The sequence below is a fragment of the Desulfospira joergensenii DSM 10085 genome, assembly GCF_000420085.1.
Classification (GTDB): domain Bacteria; phylum Desulfobacterota; class Desulfobacteria; order Desulfobacterales; family Desulfobacteraceae; genus Desulfospira; species Desulfospira joergensenii.
Window position 1 is genome coordinate 1,850,475 of record NZ_ATUG01000001.1, and the last position, 25,153, is coordinate 1,875,627.

24 protein-coding genes and 1 pseudogene are annotated in these 25,153 nt (G+C 52.4%); 7 read left to right on the top strand and 18 right to left on the bottom strand.

Going from position 1 to position 25,153, the window contains the following annotated elements:
* Nucleotides 1-15: 15 nt before the first annotated feature.
* From F608_RS0109385 to F608_RS31315, 15 genes and pseudogenes are all read right to left on the bottom strand, one after another.
* Nucleotides 16-864, bottom strand: coding sequence for a pirin family protein (locus tag F608_RS0109385; protein WP_022665375.1), 849 nt, complete (start codon nucleotides 862-864; stop codon nucleotides 16-18).
* Between the two features lie 309 nt (nucleotides 865-1,173).
* Complete coding sequence (locus F608_RS35660) at nucleotides 1,174-1,341, bottom strand: addiction module protein (protein WP_022665376.1); 168 nt, start codon at nucleotides 1,339-1,341, stop codon at nucleotides 1,174-1,176.
* A 195-nt stretch (nucleotides 1,342-1,536) separates the two neighbouring features.
* Nucleotides 1,537-1,665, bottom strand: a complete 129-nt coding sequence (locus F608_RS37120) for a hypothetical protein (protein WP_279615075.1) — start codon at nucleotides 1,663-1,665, stop codon at nucleotides 1,537-1,539.
* 46 nt (nucleotides 1,666-1,711) lie between these two features.
* Nucleotides 1,712-1,801 (bottom strand): annotated as a pseudogene (locus tag F608_RS37345) (hypothetical protein); the annotation flags it as partial.
* A gap of 139 nt (nucleotides 1,802-1,940) precedes the next feature.
* Nucleotides 1,941-2,987 carry an Ldh family oxidoreductase gene (locus F608_RS0109400; protein WP_027362618.1) on the bottom strand — a complete coding sequence of 349 codons (1,047 nt, stop codon included), beginning with the start codon at nucleotides 2,985-2,987 and terminating at the stop codon, nucleotides 1,941-1,943.
* A 76-nt stretch (nucleotides 2,988-3,063) separates the two neighbouring features.
* Entirely contained in the window at nucleotides 3,064-4,224 is a 1,161-nt protein-coding gene (locus F608_RS0109405) for a UxaA family hydrolase (protein WP_022665378.1), read from the bottom strand.
* A gap of 23 nt (nucleotides 4,225-4,247) precedes the next feature.
* A complete protein-coding gene (locus tag F608_RS0109410) occupies nucleotides 4,248-4,535 on the bottom strand; it encodes a UxaA family hydrolase (RefSeq protein WP_022665379.1) in 288 nt (95 codons plus the stop codon).
* 9 nt (nucleotides 4,536-4,544) lie between these two features.
* The gene (locus F608_RS31305) at nucleotides 4,545-5,939 is read right to left on the bottom strand and encodes an MmgE/PrpD family protein (RefSeq protein WP_022665380.1); all 1,395 of its coding nucleotides are present in this window, start codon (nucleotides 5,937-5,939) and stop codon (nucleotides 4,545-4,547) included.
* Nucleotides 5,939-7,303: a class-II fumarase/aspartase family protein gene (locus tag F608_RS0109420; protein WP_022665381.1), complete on the bottom strand. Its 1,365-nt coding sequence runs from the start codon at nucleotides 7,301-7,303 to the stop codon at nucleotides 5,939-5,941. The genes F608_RS31305 and F608_RS0109420 overlap by 1 nt, the downstream gene beginning before the upstream one ends.
* Before the next feature lie 36 nt (nucleotides 7,304-7,339).
* Nucleotides 7,340-8,545, bottom strand: a complete 1,206-nt coding sequence (locus F608_RS0109425) for a pyridoxal phosphate-dependent aminotransferase (RefSeq protein WP_022665382.1) — start codon at nucleotides 8,543-8,545, stop codon at nucleotides 7,340-7,342.
* A 44-nt stretch (nucleotides 8,546-8,589) separates the two neighbouring features.
* Nucleotides 8,590-9,561 carry an ABC transporter ATP-binding protein gene (locus F608_RS0109430; RefSeq protein WP_022665383.1) on the bottom strand — a complete coding sequence of 324 codons (972 nt, stop codon included), beginning with the start codon at nucleotides 9,559-9,561 and terminating at the stop codon, nucleotides 8,590-8,592.
* A gap of 4 nt (nucleotides 9,562-9,565) precedes the next feature.
* The gene (locus F608_RS0109435) at nucleotides 9,566-10,549 is read right to left on the bottom strand and encodes an ABC transporter ATP-binding protein (protein WP_022665384.1); all 984 of its coding nucleotides are present in this window, start codon (nucleotides 10,547-10,549) and stop codon (nucleotides 9,566-9,568) included.
* Nucleotides 10,550-10,563: 14 nt separating this feature from the next.
* Complete coding sequence (locus tag F608_RS31310; protein ID WP_022665385.1) at nucleotides 10,564-11,406, bottom strand: ABC transporter permease; 843 nt, start codon at nucleotides 11,404-11,406, stop codon at nucleotides 10,564-10,566.
* 12 nt (nucleotides 11,407-11,418) lie between these two features.
* Complete coding sequence (locus F608_RS0109445) at nucleotides 11,419-12,360, bottom strand: ABC transporter permease (protein ID WP_022665386.1); 942 nt, start codon at nucleotides 12,358-12,360, stop codon at nucleotides 11,419-11,421.
* 133 nt (nucleotides 12,361-12,493) lie between these two features.
* Nucleotides 12,494-14,089: an ABC transporter substrate-binding protein gene (locus tag F608_RS31315; RefSeq protein WP_022665387.1), complete on the bottom strand. Its 1,596-nt coding sequence runs from the start codon at nucleotides 14,087-14,089 to the stop codon at nucleotides 12,494-12,496.
* A gap of 193 nt (nucleotides 14,090-14,282) precedes the next feature.
* On the opposite strand from F608_RS31315, the gene F608_RS0109455 reads away from it, so the two are divergent.
* The 6 genes from F608_RS0109455 to F608_RS0109490 all read left to right on the top strand — a co-directional run bounded on the left by F608_RS0109455 (nucleotide 14,283) and on the right by F608_RS0109490 (nucleotide 19,749).
* Entirely contained in the window at nucleotides 14,283-15,185 is a 903-nt protein-coding gene (locus F608_RS0109455; RefSeq protein ID WP_022665388.1) for a LysR family transcriptional regulator, read from the top strand.
* Nucleotides 15,186-15,757: 572 nt separating this feature from the next.
* Nucleotides 15,758-16,975, top strand: coding sequence for an MFS transporter (locus F608_RS0109465; protein ID WP_022665390.1), 1,218 nt, complete (start codon nucleotides 15,758-15,760; stop codon nucleotides 16,973-16,975).
* A gap of 367 nt (nucleotides 16,976-17,342) precedes the next feature.
* Nucleotides 17,343-17,660: an ArsR/SmtB family transcription factor gene (locus F608_RS0109475; protein ID WP_022665392.1), complete on the top strand. Its 318-nt coding sequence runs from the start codon at nucleotides 17,343-17,345 to the stop codon at nucleotides 17,658-17,660.
* 5 nt (nucleotides 17,661-17,665) lie between these two features.
* Nucleotides 17,666-18,232 (top strand): YeeE/YedE thiosulfate transporter family protein, encoded by a 567-nt coding sequence (locus F608_RS0109480; protein ID WP_022665393.1) that lies wholly within the window; start codon nucleotides 17,666-17,668, stop codon nucleotides 18,230-18,232.
* Nucleotides 18,233-18,242: 10 nt separating this feature from the next.
* Nucleotides 18,243-18,797 carry a DUF6691 family protein gene (locus tag F608_RS0109485; protein WP_022665394.1) on the top strand — a complete coding sequence of 185 codons (555 nt, stop codon included), beginning with the start codon at nucleotides 18,243-18,245 and terminating at the stop codon, nucleotides 18,795-18,797.
* Nucleotides 18,798-18,885: 88 nt separating this feature from the next.
* Nucleotides 18,886-19,749, top strand: a complete 864-nt coding sequence (locus tag F608_RS0109490) for a DUF4405 domain-containing protein (RefSeq protein ID WP_022665395.1) — start codon at nucleotides 18,886-18,888, stop codon at nucleotides 19,747-19,749.
* Between the two features lie 2 nt (nucleotides 19,750-19,751).
* On the opposite strand, the gene tesB is transcribed toward F608_RS0109490, so the two are convergent.
* The 3 genes from tesB to F608_RS0109505 all read right to left on the bottom strand — a co-directional run bounded on the left by tesB (nucleotide 19,752) and on the right by F608_RS0109505 (nucleotide 24,524).
* Complete coding sequence (gene tesB / locus F608_RS0109495; protein WP_022665396.1) at nucleotides 19,752-20,627, bottom strand: acyl-CoA thioesterase II; 876 nt, start codon at nucleotides 20,625-20,627, stop codon at nucleotides 19,752-19,754.
* Nucleotides 20,628-20,923: 296 nt separating this feature from the next.
* Entirely contained in the window at nucleotides 20,924-22,069 is a 1,146-nt protein-coding gene (locus tag F608_RS0109500) for a heparan-alpha-glucosaminide N-acetyltransferase domain-containing protein (protein ID WP_022665397.1), read from the bottom strand.
* A 598-nt stretch (nucleotides 22,070-22,667) separates the two neighbouring features.
* On the bottom strand, nucleotides 22,668-24,524 hold the full coding sequence (locus tag F608_RS0109505; RefSeq protein ID WP_022665398.1) for a heavy metal translocating P-type ATPase: 1,857 nt from the start codon (nucleotides 24,522-24,524) through the stop codon (nucleotides 22,668-22,670).
* 175 nt (nucleotides 24,525-24,699) lie between these two features.
* On the opposite strand from F608_RS0109505, the gene F608_RS0109510 reads away from it, so the two are divergent.
* The gene (locus tag F608_RS0109510) at nucleotides 24,700-25,113 is read left to right on the top strand and encodes a MarR family winged helix-turn-helix transcriptional regulator (protein ID WP_022665399.1); all 414 of its coding nucleotides are present in this window, start codon (nucleotides 24,700-24,702) and stop codon (nucleotides 25,111-25,113) included.
* Nucleotides 25,114-25,153 lie beyond the last annotated feature (40 nt).

Sequence of the window (25,153 nt, forward strand, 5' to 3'; positions counted from 1 at the left end):
GACCGCTGATGAAACTCATTTCTCTTTAATGAATGTCCCGTCCCGGTATTCCTGAAAGGCAGTGGCCAGTTCTTCCTGGGTGTTCATCACGATGGGGCCCTGCCAGGCCACGGGCTGGTTCAGGGGCTTGCCAATGAGCAGAAGAAATTGCAGGGGTTCATCCCCGGCTTTCAGGGAGAGATGGTCCCCGGTATCGTAAAGGACCAGGGTCCCGTTTTCAATGGACCTGCCGTCTGTGGTTCCATGCCCTCCGATCACATATATGAAGGCCGTATATGAAGGATCCACCCCGTGGACAAAGGTTCTGCCTGCCGCGAGGGTGCAGTCTAAAAACTCCGGATCAATCATGATATCGTCCATGGGGCCTTTTGTGCCATGGACATTCCCGGCAATCACCTTGATGCTCACCCCATCCTGGACCCGGATTTCCGGGACCTGGTCCGCTTTAATATCCCGGTATTTGGGAGGCATCATCTTCTGGGATGCCGGCAGGTTGGTCCAGAGTTGAAAACCGTGCATGGAGCCCTCAGCATCTCCCTTGGGCATCTCCTGATGGATAATCCCGCTTCCGGCCGTCATCCACTGCACATCCCCGGAAGAGATGATCCCCTTATTGCCCAGGCTGTCTCCATGCTCCACATCTCCTTTCAGAACATAGGTGATGGTCTCAATGCCCCGGTGGGGATGCCATGGAAATCCCTTGAGATAATGTTCAGGCGTGTCTGACCTGAAATCGTCCAGCATGAGAAACGGGTCCAGGGCCGGGGCTTCACTGTGGCCAAATACCCGGTTCAGATGAACCCCTGCCCCTTCCATGACGGGCTGGCGGGTGAATACTCGTTTTATTTTTCGGGCATTCTTCATATCTTTCCTCCATTTTGCACATTAGATGGGATTGGATCTTTAATTATACACAGGAAGCCGGGTCACAGCAAACAGGATAAGATCTTGAATTATAAATTCTCAACCAAATTACAGATAATGGGAGGCCCTGGAAGCCCAAAATCTCCCGGCCCCTCCTTTTGGGTGCATGGCCATGGAATAATTTCGCCTTCTCTTAAAAAGTGTGGGACAGAAAACATGGGACAGATCGAAAAGGTAGGGAGAGCATCCGGGAATGGGCCGTCCTGGTAGAGTTCCTGTTAAAAGAGAGCTTTATACCCGATTTGCCTTTCAATCTTCCATATATTGAACCTGAAGGGCCTTTTTATGCCAGGTCGGAGATTCGAGTAATTCTTCCTCTGATAATAAATCCGCCCACAAGGCATCCACCATCCTGAATTTCTCTTTTCTAGAAAGGTGCTTTATTTCTATCGCATTTTGGGTGATTTCTTCAGCCATTCTCCTGACCTCATAACTGCCCTAAGATACACGATGGGCTTCCAGTACAACAGGAATCAAATTTTCATTTTCTTTCTGGTGTTTGGATTTTCCATTATTTCTCCAGGCATAATAGCCACCTCTGCTGACTTTCATTGTTTTGCATAGCAGGCCTATTAGGATACGCCTTCTTCTCGACATCAATGAATTGATATCTTAGCTTGATTCCTTTGCGAAGAAGGCGGCCGCCTTTTTTAAGATTTCACGTTCCATCTTAAGGCGTTTATTTTCTTTGCCAAGTTCTTTGAGTTCCGCCCGGAGGGCTGCCATTTGTCCCGTGCTCATTTATAGGTCTCCCCCCCATCAACCTCTCTTTTCCAGCGACTGATTATTAAATTGGGTTTACCCCCAGATTCCTGCCCGCCTCTGCAAAAGAATACCCCTCATCCGTTTTCAGCTTCACAGCCTCTTCTTTGAATGACTTCGTATAATTTTTTCATTTTTTGCTTTTCATAAACACTCTCCTGACTGAATTATTATTTCACTCTAGGGAAAGTGTCCAGATTTACTCTACCAGGTCAATGGAATGTGCAAAGCTTAAATGAGTCATGGTCTGCCCTTCAGCTTGATGGAAACAAAACCCCATGTTCATTGCCCATCCGGCTCATTTTTTCAACCAGCTTTCTTTCCAGGGGAATGCCTTCTTTTATGCGGCGGACCTGGGTCTGATGTTCAAAAAATCCGGGATAAGCCACCTTTTCAACCCCCTTGGCAGGCTTTAGAGCCATGATCCTGTCCAATTCCTCGTCCATGCGGGCTTTGAACTCGTCCATGGGCATCAGCGAGGCCACCTTGATGGCCAGCATAAAGTTCCCATTGCCGGATTCCCGCTCCTGGTTGGTAAACACGCTTAAGACCCGGCCCCCGAAATTGGCTCCTGACAGGACCCCGGAAAGGATGTCGGTTAAAATGGTAATCCCAGACCCCTTGACCCCTCCAAATGGCAGCATCACGCCCTTGAGTGCGGCTTCAGGATCTATGGTTTTCCTGCCGTTTTCATCCAGGGCCCAGCCGGGTGGAATGGACTTTCCCTCTTCCAGGGCCTTACGCACCTTTTTCATGGCCCCTTCGCTTGTGGCCATATCAATCACAAAAGCTGGGTTCTTTCCCGCCGGAACGGCAACGGACAAAGGATTTGTGCCCAAAAGCCGTTCCGCCGCCCCGAACGGGGCCGTAACTGCAGAAGCGTTGGAAGTGACAATGCCGATACAATCATGTTCCAAGGCCATCAGGGAATAGGCACTGGCCGCACCAAAATGGTTGCTCCGCCGGACAACGGCACAACCGATGCCAAAAGTATCTGCTGATTTAAGGCAGGCTTCCATGGCAGTGGTGCCTGCCACCTGGCCAAGCCCATTGTCTCCGTCCACCCGGGTGAGCCAGGGGCTGAGAGTTTCTGCATTAAGTGCAGGAGCAGATTTAATCCGGCCTTTGTCAAGAGCATCCACATATCCTATCAGACAGGGGATCCCGTGGGTATCAAATCCCCTCATATGGGCCGCAACCAATCGTTTGGCCGTCATTGTACCATGGTCTTCCGGCACGCCAAGTTTTGATAGAATGCCTTTTATAAAGGTTTCAAGCGTCTGGGACATGACATGAATCATTTTCGATCTCTCCCAATCTGTTTTAAGTTTTTAACCGAGGCCGGTCCCGTGTCTGGACGAATACTTCGTTCAGACATTATATTACCGGACCGGTGACGTAAATATCCATGGCCTGGACATACCCGGACAGTTCAGCCTTTGTGAGGGCACCCGAAGCAACCTCTTCAACGGCCCGATAAATGAGCTCGCCGGCCTGGCCCAGGGTCTGGCTGCCGTCCATGACCCCGTGGACCGACAGATCCATATGATCACGCAAATGATGCCAGGTCTTTTCGTTTCCCGTCACCTTGATGACCGGGACAAAGGGGAACCCCTGGGGTGCGCCCCGTCCGGTGGTGAATACAATGACATTACAGCCGGCCGCGGCCAGCCCGGTTAAAAGTTCGGGTTCGCGGCCCGGGGAATCCATCACCACAAGGCCTTTTACTTTTGGCCGCTCTCCGTACTCATACACCTCCTGGACCACGGCGTTTCCAGCCTTTGCAATGGCGCCCAGGGACTTTTCTTCGATGGTGGTAAGGCCGCCTGCAATATTGCCCGGTGTGGGCTGTCCTCCCCGCATATCCACCCCGGCCATCTTGGCCCGGTTTTCCATACGTTCCACAAGATCAAGGATTTTTCTGCCGGTGGCCTCGTCCTTTGCATGATCTGCCATGATATGCTCGGCTCCTATGAATTCGGTGACCTCCCCCATGACCACACTGGCATTCTCATCCACCATTTTTTCCACCGTCACGCCCAGGGAGGGATTGGAAGCCAGGCCGGAGGTAGTGTCTGAACTACCGCATTTCAATCCAAGCACCAGGTCTTCCGGGCCGCAGTCCACCGGCTTGAGCCGGGAGGCCTCCCCGGCCATCTCCTGGGTCAGGAGCACGCCTTTGGCCGTGGTTTTTGCCGCTCCCCCTTCTTCCTGGATCATCAGGGTCTCAACCCGTTTTCCACAAGCCCTGACAGCTTCTTCGATCTCGGGCATCCGTGTTCCCTCGCATCCAAGCCCGATGAGCAGTACAGAGGCCAGGTTGGGGTTGCAGGCAAGTCCGCACAGAGCCTGGGTCACCCGCGTCAGATCCGGCGGGGTCTGGCAGCACCCCTGCTGATGTGAAAACGCCACACTGCCCGCCACCTTGTCTGCTATGCCCCTGGCAACTTCATTGGCGCAGACAACCGTTGAAAGCACACCCACATAATTTCTGGTACCTACCCGGCCGTCGGGCCTTCTATATCCTGAAAATTTCATCAACTCACCTCTTTTTTGAAATGTTACAAATCACCCCGGCCTCTCAGGCTCTCCATATTGTGAACGTGGGCATGCTCTCCCTTTTTAATATCCCGGGTGGCCCGGCCGATCACGCAATTGTACTTAAAAACATCCGCACCGACTTCTATGTCGGTGACGGCAAACTTATGCCCAAGGGCGATATTTTCAGACACCCGGACAGTCACGGCGTCCTCGCCGATACCTACGACAGCGTCCGCACCGGCCTGGATATCCGTTATGGCAGTAGCTATGTTGTCCCTGTCCTTGATTACCAATGCATCTCTTTTCATATTCACCTCTTATTCTGCTGTGATTTGATTTGTTTTTTGCTTTGACTCAAAAGTCTTTTTTGTCCAAAGGCTGAAATCATCGCATTCCTGGAGGCTGCGGACCGATTCATAAACATCTTGTCCTGTTTCACGGCCCCATACATCCTTGACCAACCCAATGAATTTGGCTTTGAGTTCATTCCCTGTCATGGGATTTTCCGGGTCTCCTTTGCGGCAGGCCTTGGTTTCCGACAGGATCGTTCCGTCTGCCAGGGTTAGGCAGACCCGGGCCGGCCGGAATCCTTCAGGATGGACAAGGACGTCATCGCTGATAACTGTGGTTTTTGCCATCAGCCTGGTCACATCCTCATTTTCAAGGGCGGCCGGGGAGAATTCATCCAGAGTGATCCTGTGCCGGAGCAGAGCGGCAACTACGCAATAGGCGATGGAAAATCGTGCCTCAAGCCCGTTTCCTGGGTTTGGATTCCCTGCGATGCCAAAGGAAACCGGATGGGCTCTGACTTCGATTTTTTTAATATCCTTTGGGGATCTGATCTGTCCGGCCAATTTCAGGGCCGACTCAATGGCGGTCATGGCATGGCCGCAGACCGGATATGCCTTGATTGTTGTTTTAGGCATCCAAAAATCCTGTCCAAGCCCCTGGCGGCAGGTATCCATATCCACACCCTCCCTGGCCGCCGCACTAAAAAACCCCCTGTTGCCTTCAAAAATAGTCGAAGGGCCGAACAGGTCTTGTCGGGCAAGCCGGGCGGCCAGCAATCCGCTGGCGGCCGCCTTGCCTGCGTGAAGCCCCTTGGCCTGGGGAGAATCCGGGAGGATCTCCCACAGTCCCGCGGCCTGGGTGCCGGCAAGCCCCAAGGCCCCGGTATGCTGGTCCGCGCTGGCTCCCATGCAGTGGGCCGCACTGACGGCCGCCCCGAAAGATCCAATTGTCCCCGTGGTGTGCCAGACGGTATTGTGCCCGGGATTGACGGCCTCAGCCAGACGCATGGACACTTCATATCCTGCCACAACAGCAGTTAAAAACCGCCGGCCGCTTATCCTGTTCTGGCATGCCGCAGCCCAGGCTGCTGAAATCACAGGCGCCCCGGGATGATAAAGGCCGGCCCTGAACGCATCGTCAAACTCCAGTGCATGGCTGGCTCCGCCGTTGACCAGGGCCGCACAAAAAGGATCGACCCGCTCCAGGCTGCCGAGAAGGAGAGCCCTGCCACCCCGGATCAATCCGGCCTTGTACAATGCCTTTCCTATTTTTGAAGAAAACCCGGCTGCCGCATTGGCGATCCAGTCGGCCACCAGGTCAAGGGCGGTTTCCCGGACAGACCCGGGCAGATCCGTCCATCCAAGATTTTGGGAAAACTGCCCGTAAAGAACAGCCAGGGGTTTGCCGTCTGAATTTTTCATTAATCCACCGGCTCGATCTGGCCCTTAACTTTTTCCAGGACCCCTAAGGCAATGCTTGAAGACAATCCCACATAGCCTGCCGGATCCAGTTCCTTTTCCAACTCTTCCCGGGTGAAACAGCCGGAGATCTCAATGTCCGAAAGCAGTTCGTCAATAAGGTATGTATTATTTTCCACAGCACTGACCGACGCATTGTAGACTTTTGTATGAGCTTCGGGCAGGGGAAATTTCTTTTCCAAAAGAAACATGATTTTCTCGGACGAAAGCATCCCCTTGAGGATGCCAGTGTTTTTGAGCATCTGCTCCTTTTTCACAGTGAGTCCGCCAAGGATGATACCAAGATGGTTGAGGATTCCGGACAGCATGACAAAGGTCTCGGGGATAGCGATCCATTCATTTTTCCAACGGGCGGCCTCACGTTCATCCTCCTGGCCCATGACCTCCAGGCAGATGGAGGAATTGGCGCGGATAGTCCGTTCCAGGATCATAATCCATTCGCTGTGAACCGGATTTTTTTTGTGAGGCATGGTGCTGGAACCGATCTTTCCCTTGGACGGCTCTTCTAACTCCCTGAACTCCGTCCGACTCAAATGATAGACATTCCGGCCAATCCGGCAGGAAGACCCGGCAAGCTGGGCGCACAGGGACATCAGCTCTGCAATCCTGTCCCTGGAGGAATGCCAGACAATATCAGGTGCGTTGAGCCCCAGTATTTTAAGGGCCTTTGCCTGGATGTCCACGCCTTTCCCCCCCCAGGAAGCAAAGGTGCCCACAGCACCGGTCAGATTGCCTGCCAGAATCCTGGACCGGGCCTGGGTTAGCCGTTCCTTCTGCCGGCCGAGTTCTGACAGCCATGAGGCCGCCTTAAAGCCGAAGGTGATGGGCATGCCGTGGTTGCCGTGGGTCCGGCCCACCATCACGGTATCCGCATGTGAGGCCACGATATCTGACAAGGATTTCATGCACCGGGTCAGTTGGGCCAGGACAATATCGTACCCGTCCTTGACCATCAGCATCATTCCGGTATCCAGGATGTCCTGGGTAGTGGCCCCGAAGTGTACGTAACGGGCACACTCATGGTCGATAATCTTTCTGAATTCGCCTAAAAGCCCCATCAGGCTGTGTCCTGTCACTCTGCCTGACTCCTTGACCGCATCCAGGTCTATACGGGAAATGTCAGCCCCGGCGGCAATAATATCACCGGCATCGGCAGGGATCACCCCCAGAGCGGACTGTGCCTTTGCCAGTGCCACCTCCACGTTCAGCCAGCTTTGAAGCATGTTGTTCTCATCAAACACATCCCGCATTTCCCGTGTTCCCACGGAATCTGCAAAAAGGGTGGTATCTGTCATATGAACGCTCATAATGTCTCCTTGTATCTAAAGCGTTTTGTTCGCAATTTAATCCTTGAGAAGCCTGCAGGCGTCAGCGATTTTGCGGCACCCGGACTCCAGCAGTTCCATTTTGGTTGCAAAAGAAATCCTGAAATAGGGAGAAAGGCCGAATGCTTCCCCGTGGACTACCGCGACCCCGCACTCTTCCAGCAAAAAGGTGGAAAAATCCAGGTCCGAGGCAATGGTTTTTCCTTTGGGTGTTTTTTTGCCGATCACGCCCTTGCAGGAAATATAGCAGTAAAAGGCGCCCTCAGGAGATTCGCAGGACAGTCCTTCAACCTGGTTGAGAAGGGAAACCACCACATCACGACGGCGTTTGAGTTCATGAATATTTTTTTCGATAAAGGAATGGTCGCCGTCCAGGGCTTCGATGGAAGCCCACTGGGAGATGGAACTGGTGCCGGAGGTGGACTGGGACTGTATTTTAAACATGGTTTTGATCAGTTCCTTGGGTCCTGCACCGTATCCTACACGCCAGCCGGTCATTGCGTAAGCCTTTGATACGCCGTTGACCACCAGTGTCCTGGATTTTAGATCCGGCGCAATCTGGGGCAAGGTCAGGAACCGGGCCTGGTCATATACAAGGAATTCGTAGATATCATCGCATAATATCCAGACATGTGGATGTTTTCGCAGCACTTCGGCCAGGGCTATAAGCTCTTTTTCGCTGTAAACCGCACCGGAAGGATTGCCCGGGTTGTTAATGAAAAGCCACCTGGTACGTGGGGTTATAGCCTGTTCCAGGTCCTCACAAGTCAGCTTGAACCGGTTTTCCTGGCAAGTGGCTGCAAACACAGGCAGACCCCGGTTAATGCCTACCATATTAGGGTAGCTGATCCAGTAAGGTGTGGGAAGAATCACCTCGTCCCCGGGATTCAGGGTAGCGGCCATGGCATTGAACAATACCTGCTTGCACCCGCACCCGATAACGATCTCTTCAGGTGTGTATGAAAGGCTGTTGTCCCGTTTAAGTTTACGGCAGACAGCCTCCCTGAGTTCAAAAACTCCCTGGACCGCAGGATACCCGGTCTTGCCCTCGGCAAGAGCCTTGATCCCGGCCATTTTAATATGGTCAGGGGTGCCAAAATCAGGCTCTCCTGCGGAAAGCCGTATAATTGTTTGGCCTTCCCGTTCCAATTGATTTGATTTTTCGGTTATCACCGAAACAGCCGAGGGCTTTACCTGGCTTAAATGACTGGCTGTAATAGACATGAGTTTCCTCCGGGAAATTTTAACAACAAAAAATAAGTTTTTTTCTATTCGTATAAATGACAGGCAACCATATGGTCCGGGACAATCTCCTTTAACTTTGGCGCCTCTTTAGTGCAGACCTTCTTTTTATGGGGGCATCTTGTATGAAAATGGCATCCCGGGGGTGGGTTGATGGGGGAGGGCACATCCCCTTCAAGCATGGTCCTTTTGTGCTCCTGGGCCGGATCAGGCTCGTACACGGATGACAGCAGGGCCCGGGTATAGGGATGAAGGGGATTTTTAACCATCTCCTTATCTGCGGCGGTCTCAACAAACCGGCCAAGATACATGACGCAGATCCAGTCACACATATGTTCCACAACGGCCAGATCGTGGGAGATAATCAGATAGGAGAGGGAAAATTCCCTTTGAAGTTTTTTCATGAGGTTGATCACCTGGGCCTGGATGGACACGTCCAGTGCAGATACGGGCTCATCCCCGATGATGACTTTGGGATTTAAGGCCAATGCCCTGGCAATGCATATCCGCTGCCGCTGGCCTCCGCTGAATTCATGGGGGTACCGGTCGGCAAATTCGGGCCGAAGCCCCACCTTTTCCAAAAGACTTCCGATGCGTTCCCTGCGCTCCTCTCTGCTTGCACAGGTCTTGAACACATCCATGGGTTCGCCGACAGACCGGCTGATTTTAAGCCTTGGATTCAGGGAAGAGTACGGATCCTGGAAAATAATCTGCAGGTCCTGGCGAAGCTGTCTTAAGCTGTCCAGGGACTGGTGGGTGACATCAACACCGTTAAAAATTATTTTCCCGCCGCTGGGTTCTATAAGACGCAGTAATGATTTTACAGCCGTACTTTTTCCGCACCCTGACTCGCCGACAAGCCCCAGGCTTTGCCCGGGTTTTATTTCAAAACTGATTCCGTCAACCGCGTGGACATGGCCCACGGTCTTGCGGAAAAGGCCTTTTTTAATGGGAAACCGTTTTTCCAGAGCCTCAACTTTTAATATGGGGTCAGTCATATCCCTATTCCTTTTTATATAACCAGCAGCGGCAGCTGCGTTCCGGTGAAACAGGTATCAATTCAGGTTCCTTTTGGGCACAGATATCCATTTTTTCCGGGCACCGTTCACAGAACTTGCATCCTTGCGGCAGATCCAGAAGAGAGGGAACCACTCCCTTGATTTCCTGTAAGTCGCCTTGTTTGCCGGTAAGTTTTGCCCCTGTCTTTGGGATGGACTCCATAAGACCCCGGGTATAGGGATGCAGGGGCTCGGCAAACAGATCCGCAGCCGATGCCTGTTCAAAAATGCGTCCCACATACATGACAATGACGCGCTTGGCAGTGTGTGCGATAACCCCCAGATCATGGGTGATAAAAAGTACCGACATGCCCATTTCTTGCTGTAACGCCTTCATCTGGTCAATGACCTGGGCCTGGATGGTCACATCCAGGGCGGTTGTCGGTTCGTCGGCAATGAGAATATCCGGTTTACAGGCCAGGGCCATGGCAATCATTACTCTCTGACGCATGCCCCCGCTCATCTGGTGGGGGTAATACCCTGCAGCCTTTGCAGGATCGGGAATATTCACCCGTTCAAGCATTTCTATGCTTTTGCGCACCGCCTCTTTCCTTGAGAGATTCTGATGCAGCCTGAACACTTCTGCGATCTGCTCTTTTACAGTAAAGACAGGGCTGAGCGAAGTCATGGGTTCCTGGAAAATCATGGAGATCCGATTTCCCCTGACCTTTCTCATCTGTGCCGGTGAATAGGAGAGCAGTTCTTTGCCGTCAAGCAGTATCTTACCTTGTTCGACCTTCCCGGGAGGATCGGGAATCAGGCGCATTATGCTAAGCGAAGTCACGCTTTTTCCGCACCCGGACTCGCCGACAATACCGAGGGTCTCTCCGGGAAACAGATCAAAGCTGACCTGGTCAAGCGCCTGTACTTTCCCCTCAAAGGTCTGAAACGTCACACTTAAATCTTTTACTTCCAATATCGGTTTCATCTGGTTTCCTTCGATCATTTCAGCAGTTTGGGGTCAAGAAGATCGCGAAGGCCGTCCCCGAGAAGATTAAAGGCCAGCACTGCGAATGAAATGGCAAGCCCCGGGAAAATGGCAAGCCAGGGGGCCATCTGAATCTCCTCTACACCGGCCTTGATCATCATGCCCCATGAGGGAGTAGGCGGCTGTACACCAAGGCCCAGGAAACTTAAGCTGGCCTCTATGATAATGGCCGTAGAGACCCAGAGGCTGCCCATCACCACGACTTCACCCACCAGGTTGGGCAGAATGTGAACAAAGAGCACCCTGAAATCGGTTGCCCCGCAGGCACGGGATGCCATGATAAATTCATTTTCCCTCAATACAATGGAAGGTCCCCTTGCCACCCTGGCAAACCTGGGAACAAAGGCAATGGCAATGGCGATAACCGCGTTCCTTTCTCCTGGCCCCAAGGCCGATACCACCAGAATGCCCAGGATCAGGGAGGGAAAGGTCATCAGGGCGTCAATAACCTTGGTCAGGACCTGATCGATCCATCCGCCCTTGAATCCCGCATAGGCGCCAAGGAGGACGCCCGCCACCATTGCCAGGGAAATGGATATGATTCCCACCATCATTGATATGCGGGATCCCACGACCACCCGGGAAAATACATCCCGGCCAAACTCGTCCGTTCCCATGAAATGTTCCATGCTCGGGGGTTGGTACCGGTCCTTGACGTGCTGATCCCGCACGTCAAAAGGAGCGATAAAATCTGCAAACAGCGCCGTTCCCACAATTATCACCAGCATGCCCAGGCCGACGAGCGCGATTTTATTCTGCCTGAATGCGGCAAGGGCTTTTTTGTCAAATAGCAGCATTGTTTTCTCCGTTTATTCGTATTTCACCCGCGGATCAATAAACCCGTAGACGAGATCCACTGCCAGGTTCACCAGCACGATGACGATTCCGTAAAAAACCAGCCCGGACTGGATAGCATTGTAGTCCCTCTGGCTGATGGCTTCCACCAGGAACTTTCCCAGCCCGGGGCGGTTGAAGATACTCTCTGTAAGGATTGCTCCGCCCAGAAGGACCCCGACATAAACCCCGCTGACCGTGACAATGGGAATCATGCAGTCTTTGAGTGCATGCTTGAAGATCACCATGTATTCGCTCAGTCCCTTTGCTCTCGCCGTTCTGACATAGTCGGAGCCCATCCTCTCCAGCATGTTTGAACGTGCCACCCTGGACACAAAGGCAGCTTTGTTCAGCCCAAGGCTCAAGGCCGGCAGAAACAGGTAGTGGAGCCGTTCCAAAAAGCTGTCGCTCCGGGTGAACCCGATAATGGGGAACCAGTCAAGCTGCACGGCAAAGACCAGTAAAAGAAGAATCCCCAGGTAAAATGAGGGCATGGACAGACCTGCAAGGCTGCATACCCTTAGGATGTAGTCTGTGGGCTTGTTCCGTTTCAGGGCGGCGGCCACGCCCGACGGAATGCCTATCACAAGGCCGATGATAATGGCCGCTACCGTCAGCTCAATGGTATACGGCAGCACTCTCATGATCTGGGGGGCAATGGGCCGGTCATTGATCAACGAGTTGCCAAGGTCTCCTTTAATCAGATTCTTCAGGGCGGTCATGTACTGGACACTGACAGGATCATCCAGTCCCAGTTTCAGCCGTAGTTGCACGATGGCTTCCTCACTGGCATGATCCCCTAGAATCGCGTATGTGGGATCCCCTCCCGCCATCCGCATGACAAAAAAGATGATGGTAAAAACAAAAAACAGCATGGGGATGGTAAAAATTATCCGCCTTATCGCGTATGCGAACATCTTAGGCCTCCGGAAAAACCAAAATTATCCCCTGCGCAACATATTCCCGGGCGGCAGCCCGGGAATATGTTGCGCAGGGCTAAAAAGGTTGGACAGGGAACTGCCAATAAATCAGCAGCCCCCTGTTTTTCTGCTAATGCTTTAACAACCTTGTCTTTTCACTTATCTCAATGGTGTAGTACAGGGTCTGATAATTTTCAACATCATACCCCAAATCGACCCAGGGCTGATAACAGAGGGCAACCCGGTTCAGATAGAGCGGATAGACCGGAAGATCTTCAATGATCTTGTACTGGGCCTGTTCATAATAATGTTTTTTCTGTTCCAGGTCATTGGTATTTTGCGCCTTTTCCAGGAATTGGTCGATCCCGGAAGCAGCCTCTCCATAGTGGCTGAAGTTGGTAATGGCGGTTTTGGTACCGACAATGGACTTTTTCGCATAAAACTGGGTTAACAGGGTTTCTGCAATGGGCAGGCGGACACCGCCGTAAATGACAAGAGCGTTTTTATCCTGGCGGATCAGTTTATGGTAGGTTGAGTGGTCGACCACCTTGATATCATATTTTATACCGATCTGCCGCAGCTGCTCCTGGACGATCTTCATGGGGCGAAGGTAATTGTCCGACTCGGAGCAGAACTGGGAGCCCAGGTCAAATCCGTCTGCATAACCGGCTTCCGCCAAAAGGGCCTTGGCCTTTTCAAGGTCAAAGTCATAGGGTTCCATTCCTTTTTCAGTGTGCCCGAAATAGCCTGGGGGGATCGGGCTGATCTGGGGACCGCCGAGAACCGGGCCGATGATGTCCACAAAGGTATCCCTGTCAACGGCATAGGCGATTGCCTTTCTCACGCGGAGATCGTCCAGGGGCTTGCGGGTCATGTTCATGATCAGAAGCTGCTGCTGGGGCGGGTTGGGCGGGGCCAGTCGGATTCCTTTTTTAATGGTCGCTTCAGCCCACTCCCTTTTGCGCTTGCCGCGGCTGATATCTACCTCCCCCTTTTCAATGGCCAGAAGACGGCTGCTGTTGTCCGGCATGAAAAGATAGTCTACGGACTTGAGAATAGGCGCGCCCCTGTAAAAGTCAGGGTTTCGTTTCAGGTAAACGCTTTGGCCCTTGTCATAGGCCTCAAACATGAAGGGGCCTGATCCGATGGGGCTGAATCCATATTCTTTTCCCATTTTTTCCGCGGCTTTTCTACATACGATTTGTCCACCATGGTAGGGAACCAGGCTCAGTCCGAAAAAGGGATTCGGTTTTTTTAAATGGAGTTTCAGATTGTACTTGTCAACGATTTCGACCCGGTCCAGGTTGTCGTATTTTTTAGCCCAGGGGGAGGCCAGTTCAGGATCCTTAACCCTTTCAAAGGTATATTTCACATCCTCAGATGTGACCTCTCCATATCCTCTATGCCACTTGACCCCCTTGCGGAGGGTAAACTTCCAGACCAGTCCATCCGGGCTTATATCGTATTTCTCAGCCAGGTCTCCCTGGATCAGCTCAATATCCACCTTGCCGTAGGGCATGCGAAGCAGTCCACTGAAGATTTCGCCCACAATGGATTTTTCCCCTGTAAGGGTTGAAAAGGCGGGATCCAATGTTCGGATATCCCTGATGGGAAGCCCAAGTTTTAAATTCTGATTCTTCGCCTGTTCGACAGCCTGCCCCACGCCTGGCAGCAGAAAACCCGCAGCCAGGATCAAAAGCAATAAAATTCTGCTTGTCTTTTTCATTTTTTTCCCTCCTCCTTTGGATGTAAAAGATTTTGAGTTTCCGCGGCCGGTTCCGATGGAAACTTGTTCTCATCATTATAGCCTCCTATAGCACAGCCCTTCAGTAAAATTAAAACTAATATTTTTAATAAACTTTATTAAAAAATGTGATAATAACTAGGACCTTCTTGTAACAAACTTAATGGAGACGGGAATGGACCTTGATAAGTTAAAATCATTTATTGCCGTTGCAGAACTCAACAGCTTCACGGCGGCCTCAAAGTCCGTGAATTTGACACAGTCGGCTGTAAGCCAGCAGTTAAGGGAACTTGAAAGGGAAACCGGTTTTCCCCTTTTGGACCGCAGCCGGCGCCCTGTCAGCCTGACCAAGGAAGGCGCCAACCTGCTGAAATCTGCCAGGACCATGATCAGCATTTGGGAAGATTTCAAGGAGCAGCATCGAAAAAAGGAGATTTCTGGAGAATTGCTGGTGGGATATATCAGGAGCGCAGTCAACAGCATCTTTGCCCAGGCCATCCGTCACTTGAGGGAGAAATATCCCCAGATGAACATTAAACTGGTCAATACAGGAGGCGTATCCAAACACCTGGCCCAAATGGTGGGGGACGGGGAAATTGACGTCAGCCTTGGTGTCGGTCCTTTACAAATGCCAAAAGGTGTTCTCTGGCGGCCCATCTCCCTGGAACGGTATTACGTTATTGCCCCTCCGGAATATACCGGGGGTACAGATGAAGAGCTTCTTCTTGAAGGCCCGTATTTACGGTTCAAACCATTCAAGCTCCAGGAAACCATAATTGATAAAGCTATGAAAAGACGGGGACTTCAACTGCCCGCGTTCATGGAACTGGACGCCTATGACAGCATTATCATGATGGTCAACCATAACCTGGGGGTGGGAATCGTTCCGGAGCCGTATATTGACACCCGTGTCTTATATGAGTTCCGTTGCCATCCTTTTTGCACCCCTCAACTGACGCGGGAAAGCGGATTGATGGTCCGGTATGATAATGAAAACATGCACCTTGCAACCCTGCTCTGGGAAACCTTGCAATTGCTGTACAATAAAAAAAAATCGGAATTCAAGACTTCCAGGTAAAAACGGGTTTGAGATCAAACCTTTGGCCCGTCATTCAACAGGGTATGAGGCTGCTTTCGATTCTATGCCTGATAAAAGCAAAGATGCGGCTGCCGGCGAACAGGGAATCCTCAATTCCCTGGGGCGGGACTGTATTCATGTCTCCGTGAACTTCAAACAGCCCCCACTATCCGATTTTATGGAATTCTCCATGACTCTGGAAAAGGAATCGGGGAAGAACTCACCTACCGACTCAGTGCCCTCTATGGCGCCGTTCAATCCGCATGGGATCTGGACCGATCTCAGGAAGAAACCCCGGTGGCAGAAGGACTAAAGCGCCAACCCCTACAATCCGAAGTAAGGCAAGGGCTGATGAACTGTCCGGAAAAGGCCAGCCGAGCGGCAATAGGAGGGCATCTCCCAAAGTGCAGAAGAGATCCTCTATTTTTTTCGATCCATCCCGTGCGAACAGAGGATTCGCCCCTCCCGTCAAGTGGGCTTGAAAGGCGGTGCTCAAATAAAACCAGGAAAGGAAATGGCAAAACAGGAAAAAGTATGGTATTAGGAGTCCTTTTTTTGATCAGGTTAGGATCATGGCATCGAAATTATCCAATTCCCCGTCTCCTGTCTTGTGGAAGAAGACATTGTGGATCATGTTTTTCTCTCAATTGACCAATATGATCGGTTTTTCAAGTATTTTCCCCTTTCTGCCCTTTTATATTGAATCTATCGGAAAGGTATCCTCCCTTAAAATGGAGTTTCTCGTGGGGCTTGTATTTTCCGTTCCGGCCTTTACCATGATGATCATCTCTCCGGTGTGGGGGACGCTCTCGGACCGGTACGGCAGAAAACCCATGGTGGTGAGGGCCACCTTTGGGGGCTCCCTTATTCTGACCCTCATGGCCTTTGCCAGGTCTGCCGAGGAACTGGTCCTTCTCAGGGCGGTCCAGGGGCTTGTCACCGGTACGGTGGGTGCAGCCAATGCCCTGGTTGCCGCCTCTGTTCCTAAAAAAAAGATCGGCTATGCCATGGGGGTCCTCCAGATGGGCACCGGCCTGGGGCTTGCCGTAGGCCCTCTCATCGGCGGGGTGGTGGCAGATCTGTTCGGGTACAGATCCGCCTTTTATATCACCGGGGCCATGCTCCTTATCTCGGGCATACTGGTCCTTTACGGGGTCAATGAAAATTTTGCCCTCTCCAACAAAAAAGCCCCGATCAATTTCATCTCCGACTGGCGCCATGTGCTCAATGAGAAAGGGGTGGTCACAATCTTCTTTTTTAGATTTTCAAATCAATTGGGCCGGATGCTCTTTCTACCCATACTTCCCCTTTTCGTTAAGACGCTTATCGGCCCGGGCACTGCGGTCAACAGCTTTACCGGCCTTGTGGTCGGGGTGACCTCCGCCACCATGACAGCCAGCACCATATATCTGGGGAGGCTGGGAGACCGGATCGGTTATCGGAAAATAGTCATCTTCACCTCCCTTTTCTGCTGCATCACACTGGCCTTTCAGGGCTTTGTCTCAACAGGATGGCAGCTTTTAACGCTCCAGGCGCTTTTCGGGCTGGGATTCGGGGGCCTTGTCCCCGGGATCAGCGCCCTGCTTTCGGCCCACACCGGCCGAGGGGAGGAAGGGGCAGTATACGGGCTGGACAACTCCATCTCCTCGGCTGCCAGGACCCTTTCCCCCCTCCTGGGTGCCGGGCTTGCCGTCTGGTTCGGTCTCCGAAGCGTGTTTGCATCTGCCGCCCTGCTCTATCTCATTCTGGCCCTTATGGCCGTTAAAAAACTGCCCCGGGCCGATGCCTGACGGTAAACCGACCTGAATGCCTTGAACCTGTCAACTCCTGTATGGAAAGATGGAAAAATCCTCTTTGTAAAAGCCAAGGATACACTTCAAAAACTGAGCGTATCTTCCTAAAATCATACCGCCGAAAGCATTATTCTAAAAAATTGAGGGCGTCTTCCTTCGGGCTGCAGGAGGCCCCAGGAAAAGGTTTCCCCACCCAAAGAAAATCATGGATGATTTTCTTTGGGTGGGAGTAAAATTTTGCCCCTCCCGGGGTCAATGGAACTTGTGTCTTGAGAACCGAATTTTTTCAAATCCCGCCTTGACAAAGGGATATATTAGATTATTCTAAATTAGAAAAGACTAATATAAAAACCGGAAAGAATTTATGGAACAGATTGATCCACAAAAACTGGAACAAAACGCGGAAAAGGCCTCACAACTGCTCAAAAGCATGAGCCATCCCAGCCGCCTGATGGTGCTGTGCCACCTCATGAGGGGGGAGTGCCCGGTCAGTGTACTCAATCAGGCCATCCCCCTGAGCCAGTCGGCCCTGTCCCAGCATCTGGCCGGCCTGCGCCGGGCAGGTCTTGTGGAGACCCGGCGGGAAGGCCAGGTGATCCATTACCGCCTCAAAAGCCGGGCCGCATCCGGAATCCTTGAGGCCCTTTACCGCATCTACTGCACCACCAAAAACGAGGAGTAAGAATTATGAACGGACAATTAAACTGGTTTAAAGGAGGTCTCTTACTGGGGGCAGCCTTTCTTCTGGCCGTGGCTTTTGTAAAGCCCATCGGGGTATCCACCCAGTTTGTCATCGCCGACGGCATGGTCTGGAACCTGGTCTCAGACAAGGTGATCCAAAAAGAACCTGAAAGCAAATCAGGCTATGCAAGCCCCAACGCCTATCTGAATAAGAGCGGGGGAAAATATGCCAAAAACGTGGCCAACCCGGTCAACTACAGTTTTATCTTTGTGATCGCCATGGTCGCGGGAGCCTTTTTGTCCTCCCGCCTGGGGGGGCCCAAGCCCACAGGCCCGGACCGGAGAGCCCCGGAAGTCTGGCGGCAGCGCTTTGGGGAGAGTCCCCTGCTGCGGTACGCAACGGTCTTTTTTGCCGGGGTGCTCGTCCTTTTCGGCGCCCGCCTGGCCGGCGGCTGCACCAGCGGCCACATGATGAGCGGGATGATGCAGACTTCCCTGAGCGGGTATCTGTTCGCCGCCGGAGCTTTTGCCGCAGCGGTTCCCGCTGCCGTACTGGTCTACAAGAGAAAATAGGAGGTGTTTCATGACCATCGTTCTTGCCATCATACTTGGAATTTTCTTCGGCTTTGCCCTGCAGCGGGTCGGGGCCACCAATCCCCAGAATATCATCAACATGCTGCGTCTGAAGGACCTGCACCTGATGAAGGCGATTTTCTTCGCCATCGGCCTCAGCAGCACCCTTTTATTCCTGCTCATGACCATGGGCCTCATTGACGCCGGCCACCTCTCCGTAAAGAGCAGCTACATCGGAGTGATTGTGGGCGGGGCCATCCTGGGCCTGGGCTTTGCCCTGGCCGGCTACTGCCCGGGAACCGGCCTGACTGCCCTGGCAGACGGGAGGAAGGACGCCCTGTTCTTTGTGGGCGGCGGCCTGCTGGGTGCCCTGATCTACACCCTGGTCTACGGCTCCATCCAAGGAACCTGGCTCTTTGACAAAATCGCCGGAGGCAAGGTCATGCTGGCCACGGGATCAGACAAATTCCAGGCCCTGCTGCCCATGATACCGGGGGCTTTCCTGGCTGCGGGTATCGGGATTCTTTTCATGCTCATTGCCTGGAAACTGCCTGACAAGACCTGATTCCAGATTGTTCACCCAAAGGCCCTGCTCCCGGCGGGGCCTTTTTTCACCCATTTAAACCCGAAGGAATTAACGGGAAAGAATAAAAATGAAACTCAGAAAAATAACATCCTTGACGGCAGGCCTCGCCTTTCTCGTGATGGTTCTCACCAGCATCGTTCTCTACATCGTTCCCCAGGGAAGGATCGCTTACTGGGCTGACTGGCGGCTCTGGGGCCTGAGCAAAGAGCAATGGGGCAATATCCACATCAATACGGGAATCCTGTTTTTACTGGCCCTGGGACTCCACATCTATTACAACTGGACTCCCATCATGAACTACCTTAAAAACAGATCAAAAGACCTGAAGATCTTTACCCGGGAGTTCAATGGTGCCCTGGCCCTGACCCTGGTCTGCGTCCTGGGAACATATTTTGAAATCCCTCCCTTTTCAAGCATCCTGACCGTGAGCGAATCCATTAAAGACCGGGCCGCTGAAAAATACGGAGAACCGCCCTACGGTCATGCTGAATTGTCCTCATTAAAAACCTTTGCCCGGAAAACGGGACTCGACCTGGACCAGAGTCTGGCGCAGATCAGGGAGGCCGGATTTGCCGTTGAGGATACAGGCCAGACCCTGGCCGACATCGCTGAAAAGAACCATGTACCTCCCCAGCAGATCTATCTGACCATGAAGCCCAAGGCCGGAGAATCAGAGACCCGGATTATCCCGGCCGGAAAGGCGGTTAAACTTCCCGGGGATCCCCCTCCCGGAACCGGGAACATGACCCTGGCCGATCTGAGCGCCCAATTCAACCTGAACATCAAAACCCTGATCCGGGACCTGTCCAAAGCCGGAATCCAGGCCGGGGAAAGCCTGACCCTTAAAAAAATCGCCGAAAACAACCAGACCGGCCCCATGGACATTTATGAGCAGATCAAAGCCGCCGGGCAGAATCAAGTGACGGAATAGCTCTATTCCAGATGGCGCAGCAGCCCTTCCTGGGCCACATTGGCCACCAGCATTCCGTCCCGGGTATAGATGGCGCCGATACTCAGTCCCCGGCCGCTGGAAGCACTGGGGCTGCGCATGACATGGAGCAGCCAGTCATCCATCCGAAAATCCCGGTGGAACCAGATGGCATGGTCCAGACTGGCCACCTGCATATCCGGGCTCCAGAAGGTCTTGCCGTGGGGGTAGAGGGCCGTTGTGACCAGTTGAAAATCCGAGGCATAGGCCAGCATGTAGCGGTGGATGGCTGCATCATCCGGGATCTTGTCAATGGCCCGGAACCAGATGTATTTTTCCGGGGGCTTGGGTTTGGGGTCAAAGGGATTGACCGGGTTCACCAGCCGGATCTCAATGGGCTTTTTGCACAGCAGTTTTTCACGGATTTTGGCCGGGATGTATTCGGACAGCCGCTTGACCATGTCCAGTTCCGATTCAAGGCCTTCCGGCCCCTGGATATCGGGCATGGGATCCTGGTGGGAAAAGCCCTCTTCCCCCTTGTGAAAGGAGGCGGACATGGAAAAGATGGCCCGCCCCTTCTGCACGGCCTTGACCCTGCGGGTGGCAAAGGACCGGCCGTCCCGGATGCGGTCCACCTCATAGACAATGGGGCGGGTGGCGTCGCCGGGCCGCATGAAATACCCGTGCAGACTGTGGGCGGCCATCTCCTTGGACAGGGTGCGGGAAGCCGCAGACAGAGACTGCCCCAGCACCTGGCCTCCGAACACATTCCCGTAGCCCAGATCCTGACTCTGTCCCCTGTAAATATTCTCTTCTATCTTTTCCAGGCTCAACAGGCCCAGCAGTTCTTTTAATACATTTCCTTCCACACAGACATTCATGCCCTGTCCTTTCCATTGATTGATTCAGATCCGGTAAAGTGTAAACCAAGATGGAAGGAAAGGCAATCGGGCCGGAGGTTCGGGTCAGGTCAATCGCATGCAGATCTGCCGGCCGTTGACAGATCAAATCTTCAGCAACTGATTCCCTTTTAAAAGGCTTGCCGGACCGGTGCAAAGGCCGCAGGGACTTCAGAGGAGATATAAGGGGAATTTTGTACGGGCTCTTGACGGCTTGGAACGGCAAAAGGGTGGCCTGTTTGAGTGAAACGAGCTGCCACCCTTTCTTGGAATATTCATCATGCCTGGTTCACAGCAGGCCGGCGGGGTTTTGAAATTATCCTGCCCGGGGAAAAGCTGCGCATAAGGGTCTCCAGGGGACCGTTCCCATGGGTTTTCAGCCAGGCCGACATGATCCTGACATAGATGATGAAAAAGAGGACTGAGCCGGATATCAAAGGGATCAGATTCTGGGTTCCCTTGAAGACCTGGACCAGAGCCACCAGGAAAAGAATATGTCCGATATAGAGGGTGAGAGAACTCCGGCCGCTGATCACCAGGGCGCTGGTGATTCCTGTCCGGGGGCGGAGGGGCAGGGACAACCCGGCCATGATGACAAGAACGGCGAAACCCACGCCGGAGATGACGGAAAAAGGAGTCGGCTGACTTAAATCCATGGAGGAGAGATCTCCAAGGAGAAAAATGATTTTTCCGGCCCATCCCGGATATTGGCCGGCGGCTCCGGAAACGGCAAGGGAAAGGTTTTCCAGCCCTCTTGAGGCAAGTTCCGAAGAAACAAACAGGACAGCTCCGGCGGCTGCCATCTTCTGTCTTTTTCTTTTATCCGAAAAATCCTGCCTGCCCAGGAGCATGCCCAGGATAAAAATTGCGGCCCACGGGAAAAAGGGATAATACCCGGAAAAAAAGATATCGGTCACCTGAGCTGCGAAGAAGCCTGCCTGATTTTCGGTGCGCAGGAGATCAAAGATCTCAAAGAACTGGATAAAACCGGCCAGCCAGATGATCATGGCTGTGAGGATCAGGAAACGGCGCGACCTGGAGGAAAGGAAGATCCCCGTGAAGATGAAGACCGCGTAAAAATGGAGGATATCCCCGGACCAGATCAGAGTCAAAAGATATCCGCAGATGAACAGGAATGCGGCCCTGTCCATCAATGTCCTGCGGCGGGTGGTACGGAGGTCTCCCTTTTCCAGGGCGGAAGGCCCCAGAAACAGAGACAATCCGATTCCCGATACCATGACCAGGATCACGGCGGCCCGCCGGTTCAGGAAATCCATCAGCTCCAAAAGCCATTCCGGACCGGCTCCGCCCAAGGAGAGGGTGCCGTTGAAATTGATCATCAGCATGATCAAAACAGCTGTGCCCCTGGCAATATCATAGCCTGTGATCCGGTTCCCGGACCGGCTGGCCGATTCCTTATTCATCTGGGCTCATCCCCCTGATCCAAAGTCTGCTTCTGGGTTCACCCCTGGTTTGTTTTTCTACAGAATCCAACCGCCCTTTCTTCAACAAATCCGAAGGAGAAGATCCGGCGGGACTCCATAGGTATTGCAAAGGGGGTGCCAGGGATAATTTAAAAAGAAATTTATTGGGAATAAATAGAATTTATTGTATTTTTAATAGGTTATAAAAATATTTGAATTTTATGACCGCGCCCGAATCGAAAATTTTCCATGAAAATCCCATATTTTTGGTGACCCGGATGCTTTGCGAAAAAAAATCAGCAAATCAATACCCATTCATAACTCCTTATGATTGAGGGAGAATCACACAAAATTGAACCAACGGACAGGAAAACACTTGCCGATTCTGCCGGAAACAAGAGTTCATGGCAGATAATCGGCCTTTTTTTACCGTTTATCTGCTAAAAACGAACCTGACCGGTTTTGGCTGACCGGTTTTTCTGTTTTAGCGATCATTGGAAAGTGCCGGAGCCGGCAGCAGGACAAAGGTGTCAAAGGAGAAAAAATGGGAGCCTAAGAAAAATCTCCTCCGGCTCCCCAAAAAAAGGACGTTACAATCTCATGAAATATCCGGGCTTTTCATCTTTGCAAAATAGCCGATGGAGGCCGAGAGCCCCACCACAAGGATGGATCCGATGTTGTGTGTGACGGCCCCCAGGATCGGTGTGAGCCATCCCATGGATCCGGCAAATACGGAAAACAGATTGATGAGAAAGCTGATCCAGATGCTGATCCGGATGACCCGGCACATGGTCCGGCTCAGGGAAAAGAGAAAGCCGAGTTTATCCAGGCGGTCGTTCATGAGGACGATATCAGCGGTTTCAAGGGCGGCGTCGGATCCGTTCAGGCCCATGGCGATCCCGGTGTCAGCGGCTTTTAAGGCAGGGGCATCGTTGATCCCGTCCCCCACATAGACCAGGCAGCCTTTTTTATATCCGGATATCCGGTCCAGCTTATCCGCCGGGGACTGCCGGGCATGGGCCGTTTCAATGCAGATCTTGTCACAGACCGCCTTTACCGGTTCATCCTGATCTCCGGAGATCACGGCGATATCTTCCACACCCAGGGATCTGAGTTCCCGGATGGTTGCCGCGGCAGCGGGCCTGGCCTGGTCCTGCATGCAGATATATCCTCTGATCCCATGATTCACTTTGACTTCCACACAGGTGTAGCACGGGTCTGAATGCTTTTCCGTTGTGATGATTTCAACGGGGAGTCCCTCCACGAGCCCCTTGATCCCGAGGCCCGGGATATTGACGACATCCGAGGCCCGGGAAGGCGTCAGGGAAAGTTCCTCTGCCTTCCGGACAATGGCCCGGGCCAGGGGATGATTCATCTTCTGCTCAATGGAAGCTGCCGTCTGAATCAGAAAATCTTCATCTGTACCGGGAAGGGGGATGACCTTTTTCACCTCGGGAACCCCTTGGGTCAAGGTACCGGTTTTATCAAAAAACACCCCTGTGGCTTTGGCGATATTTTCCAGATAGATTCCCCCCTTGACCAGGATTCCCTCCCTGGCCGCCCGTCCTATGGCAGAAACCGTGGCCACGGGCCCGGCCAGGAGAAAGGAGCAGGGGCAGCCCACGATCAAAACCGTGACGGCCCTTTCCATGTCCCGGGTGACCAGAAAGGTCAAAACGGCTGCGGAAAGGATCACCGGTGTGAACCATCCCGCATATTTATCCACGATCTTGGCGGTTTCCACTTTGGACTGTTCCGCTGCCGTGACCATGGAGACGATCTTTCCCATGGTGGAATTCTCCCCCACCCGTTCGGCCCGGACCCGGATAAATCCATCGGTGCTCACAGTCCCGGCCCAGACCTGGTCTCCATGATTTTTCTGTTTGGGAATGGGTTCACCGGTGACTGCGGATTCATCCACGGCCGTGATCCCCTCGATCACGATTCCGTCCACCGGAATAACGCTTCCCGGCTTGACAATCATGATGTCGCCCCTGGCGATCCGGGAAACCGTAACCTCTTCTTCTTTTCCTTCTTTTTCACGGATGGCTGTATCCGGAGTCATCTGGATCAACCCCTCAATGGCATTTCTGGCCGAATCGCTGACCGCCTCTTCAATGAGGGCACCGGTGACCATGATGGCCGAAACAATGGCGGCCTCCAGAAAGTTGCCGTTGAGCAGGCAGGCGACAATGGCAATGGAGACCAGCTCATCCACGTTGACCTGTCTTTTCATGATGCCTTTGACCGCCTCGATGATAATGGGAAATCCATTGATCACCACCGACAGAATCAGGATAAGATCCATGGGAGTGACAAGGGGAATACTCTGGATCCGAACGGATTTCAACACAAAGGCAGCAGGGATCAATGCCGCCCCGGCCGCTGTTTTTATAAAATCCTCGGATGAAAAGATCTCTTTATAAACATTCAGTTTTCCATGTCTTCCAATCATAAAACCCTCTTTGTTTGACAATCAAATATATTGCACCTCAATATATAAGAAGAGCTAAATACACAAAATCATATGGGTCGTCAAGTATTTTGATAATCAAACAATTCTTATTGTCATGGGACATGACTTATGATAGATAAAAGAAAATTTATTTTAATCAGGATCAGGAAAGAGTATGGACCTTACCCAATTATCGAAGATCATTGTCGAATTTTATGAAAGGCTCTCTTCCTGGGAAGATTCCGTTGTCCGGGATTCCGGATTGACCACGGCCCAGGCGCACACCATCGAAATCGTAGGCCATGCCGGCCCCATCAAGATGAAAGACCTTGCCCAGAAAATCGGGGTCACCACAGGAACTTTGACCGTTGCCGTGGACCGGCTGGAGGAAAAAAAGCTGCTGGTCCGCAACCCCTGTAAAACCGACCGAAGAGCCTTTCTCATCGAATTAACCGAATCCGGCCGGGCCTATTTTAAGCAGCACCACCATTTTCATATTCAAATGACCCGGGAGATTGTCGCTGATTTAACCGATGAGGAACAGCAGATTTTCGGGACCATCGTTGAAAAGATGCTTAAAAAAATATAGTTTTATAGCAGTTCTGAAAATAACATTCCGATTCATTCCG

Coding starts and splice junctions, on each gene's coding strand:
- F608_RS31310 (WP_022665385.1), bottom strand. CDS start 11,406: ATGCTGCTATTTGACAAAAAAGCCCTTGCCGCATTCAGGCAGAATAAA.
- F608_RS0109500 (WP_022665397.1), bottom strand. CDS start 22,069: ATGAATAAGGAATCGGCCAGCCGGTCCGGGAACCGGATCACAGGCTAT.
- F608_RS0109505 (WP_022665398.1), bottom strand. CDS start 24,524: ATGATTGGAAGACATGGAAAACTGAATGTTTATAAAGAGATCTTTTCA.
- F608_RS31305 (WP_022665380.1), bottom strand. CDS start 5,939: ATGAAAAATTCAGACGGCAAACCCCTGGCTGTTCTTTACGGGCAGTTT.
- F608_RS0109455 (WP_022665388.1), top strand. CDS start 14,283: ATGGACCTTGATAAGTTAAAATCATTTATTGCCGTTGCAGAACTCAAC.
- F608_RS37120 (WP_279615075.1), bottom strand. CDS start 1,665: ATGAGCACGGGACAAATGGCAGCCCTCCGGGCGGAACTCAAAGAACTT.
- F608_RS0109480 (WP_022665393.1), top strand. CDS start 17,666: ATGAACGGACAATTAAACTGGTTTAAAGGAGGTCTCTTACTGGGGGCA.
- F608_RS0109475 (WP_022665392.1), top strand. CDS start 17,343: ATGGAACAGATTGATCCACAAAAACTGGAACAAAACGCGGAAAAGGCC.
- F608_RS0109425 (WP_022665382.1), bottom strand. CDS start 8,545: ATGTCTATTACAGCCAGTCATTTAAGCCAGGTAAAGCCCTCGGCTGTT.
- F608_RS31315 (WP_022665387.1), bottom strand. CDS start 14,089: ATGAAAAAGACAAGCAGAATTTTATTGCTTTTGATCCTGGCTGCGGGT.
- F608_RS0109445 (WP_022665386.1), bottom strand. CDS start 12,360: ATGTTCGCATACGCGATAAGGCGGATAATTTTTACCATCCCCATGCTG.
- F608_RS0109430 (WP_022665383.1), bottom strand. CDS start 9,561: ATGACTGACCCCATATTAAAAGTTGAGGCTCTGGAAAAACGGTTTCCC.
- F608_RS0109410 (WP_022665379.1), bottom strand. CDS start 4,535: ATGAAAAGAGATGCATTGGTAATCAAGGACAGGGACAACATAGCTACT.
- F608_RS0109400 (WP_027362618.1), bottom strand. CDS start 2,987: ATGATTCATGTCATGTCCCAGACGCTTGAAACCTTTATAAAAGGCATT.
- F608_RS0109465 (WP_022665390.1), top strand. CDS start 15,758: ATGGCATCGAAATTATCCAATTCCCCGTCTCCTGTCTTGTGGAAGAAG.
- F608_RS0109510 (WP_022665399.1), top strand. CDS start 24,700: ATGGACCTTACCCAATTATCGAAGATCATTGTCGAATTTTATGAAAGG.
- F608_RS0109485 (WP_022665394.1), top strand. CDS start 18,243: ATGACCATCGTTCTTGCCATCATACTTGGAATTTTCTTCGGCTTTGCC.
- F608_RS0109405 (WP_022665378.1), bottom strand. CDS start 4,224: ATGAAATTTTCAGGATATAGAAGGCCCGACGGCCGGGTAGGTACCAGA.
- F608_RS0109420 (WP_022665381.1), bottom strand. CDS start 7,303: ATGAGCGTTCATATGACAGATACCACCCTTTTTGCAGATTCCGTGGGA.
- F608_RS0109385 (WP_022665375.1), bottom strand. CDS start 864: ATGAAGAATGCCCGAAAAATAAAACGAGTATTCACCCGCCAGCCCGTC.
- F608_RS0109435 (WP_022665384.1), bottom strand. CDS start 10,549: ATGAAACCGATATTGGAAGTAAAAGATTTAAGTGTGACGTTTCAGACC.
- F608_RS35660 (WP_022665376.1), bottom strand. CDS start 1,341: ATGGCTGAAGAAATCACCCAAAATGCGATAGAAATAAAGCACCTTTCT.
- tesB (WP_022665396.1), bottom strand. CDS start 20,627: ATGAATGTCTGTGTGGAAGGAAATGTATTAAAAGAACTGCTGGGCCTG.
- F608_RS0109490 (WP_022665395.1), top strand. CDS start 18,886: ATGAAACTCAGAAAAATAACATCCTTGACGGCAGGCCTCGCCTTTCTC.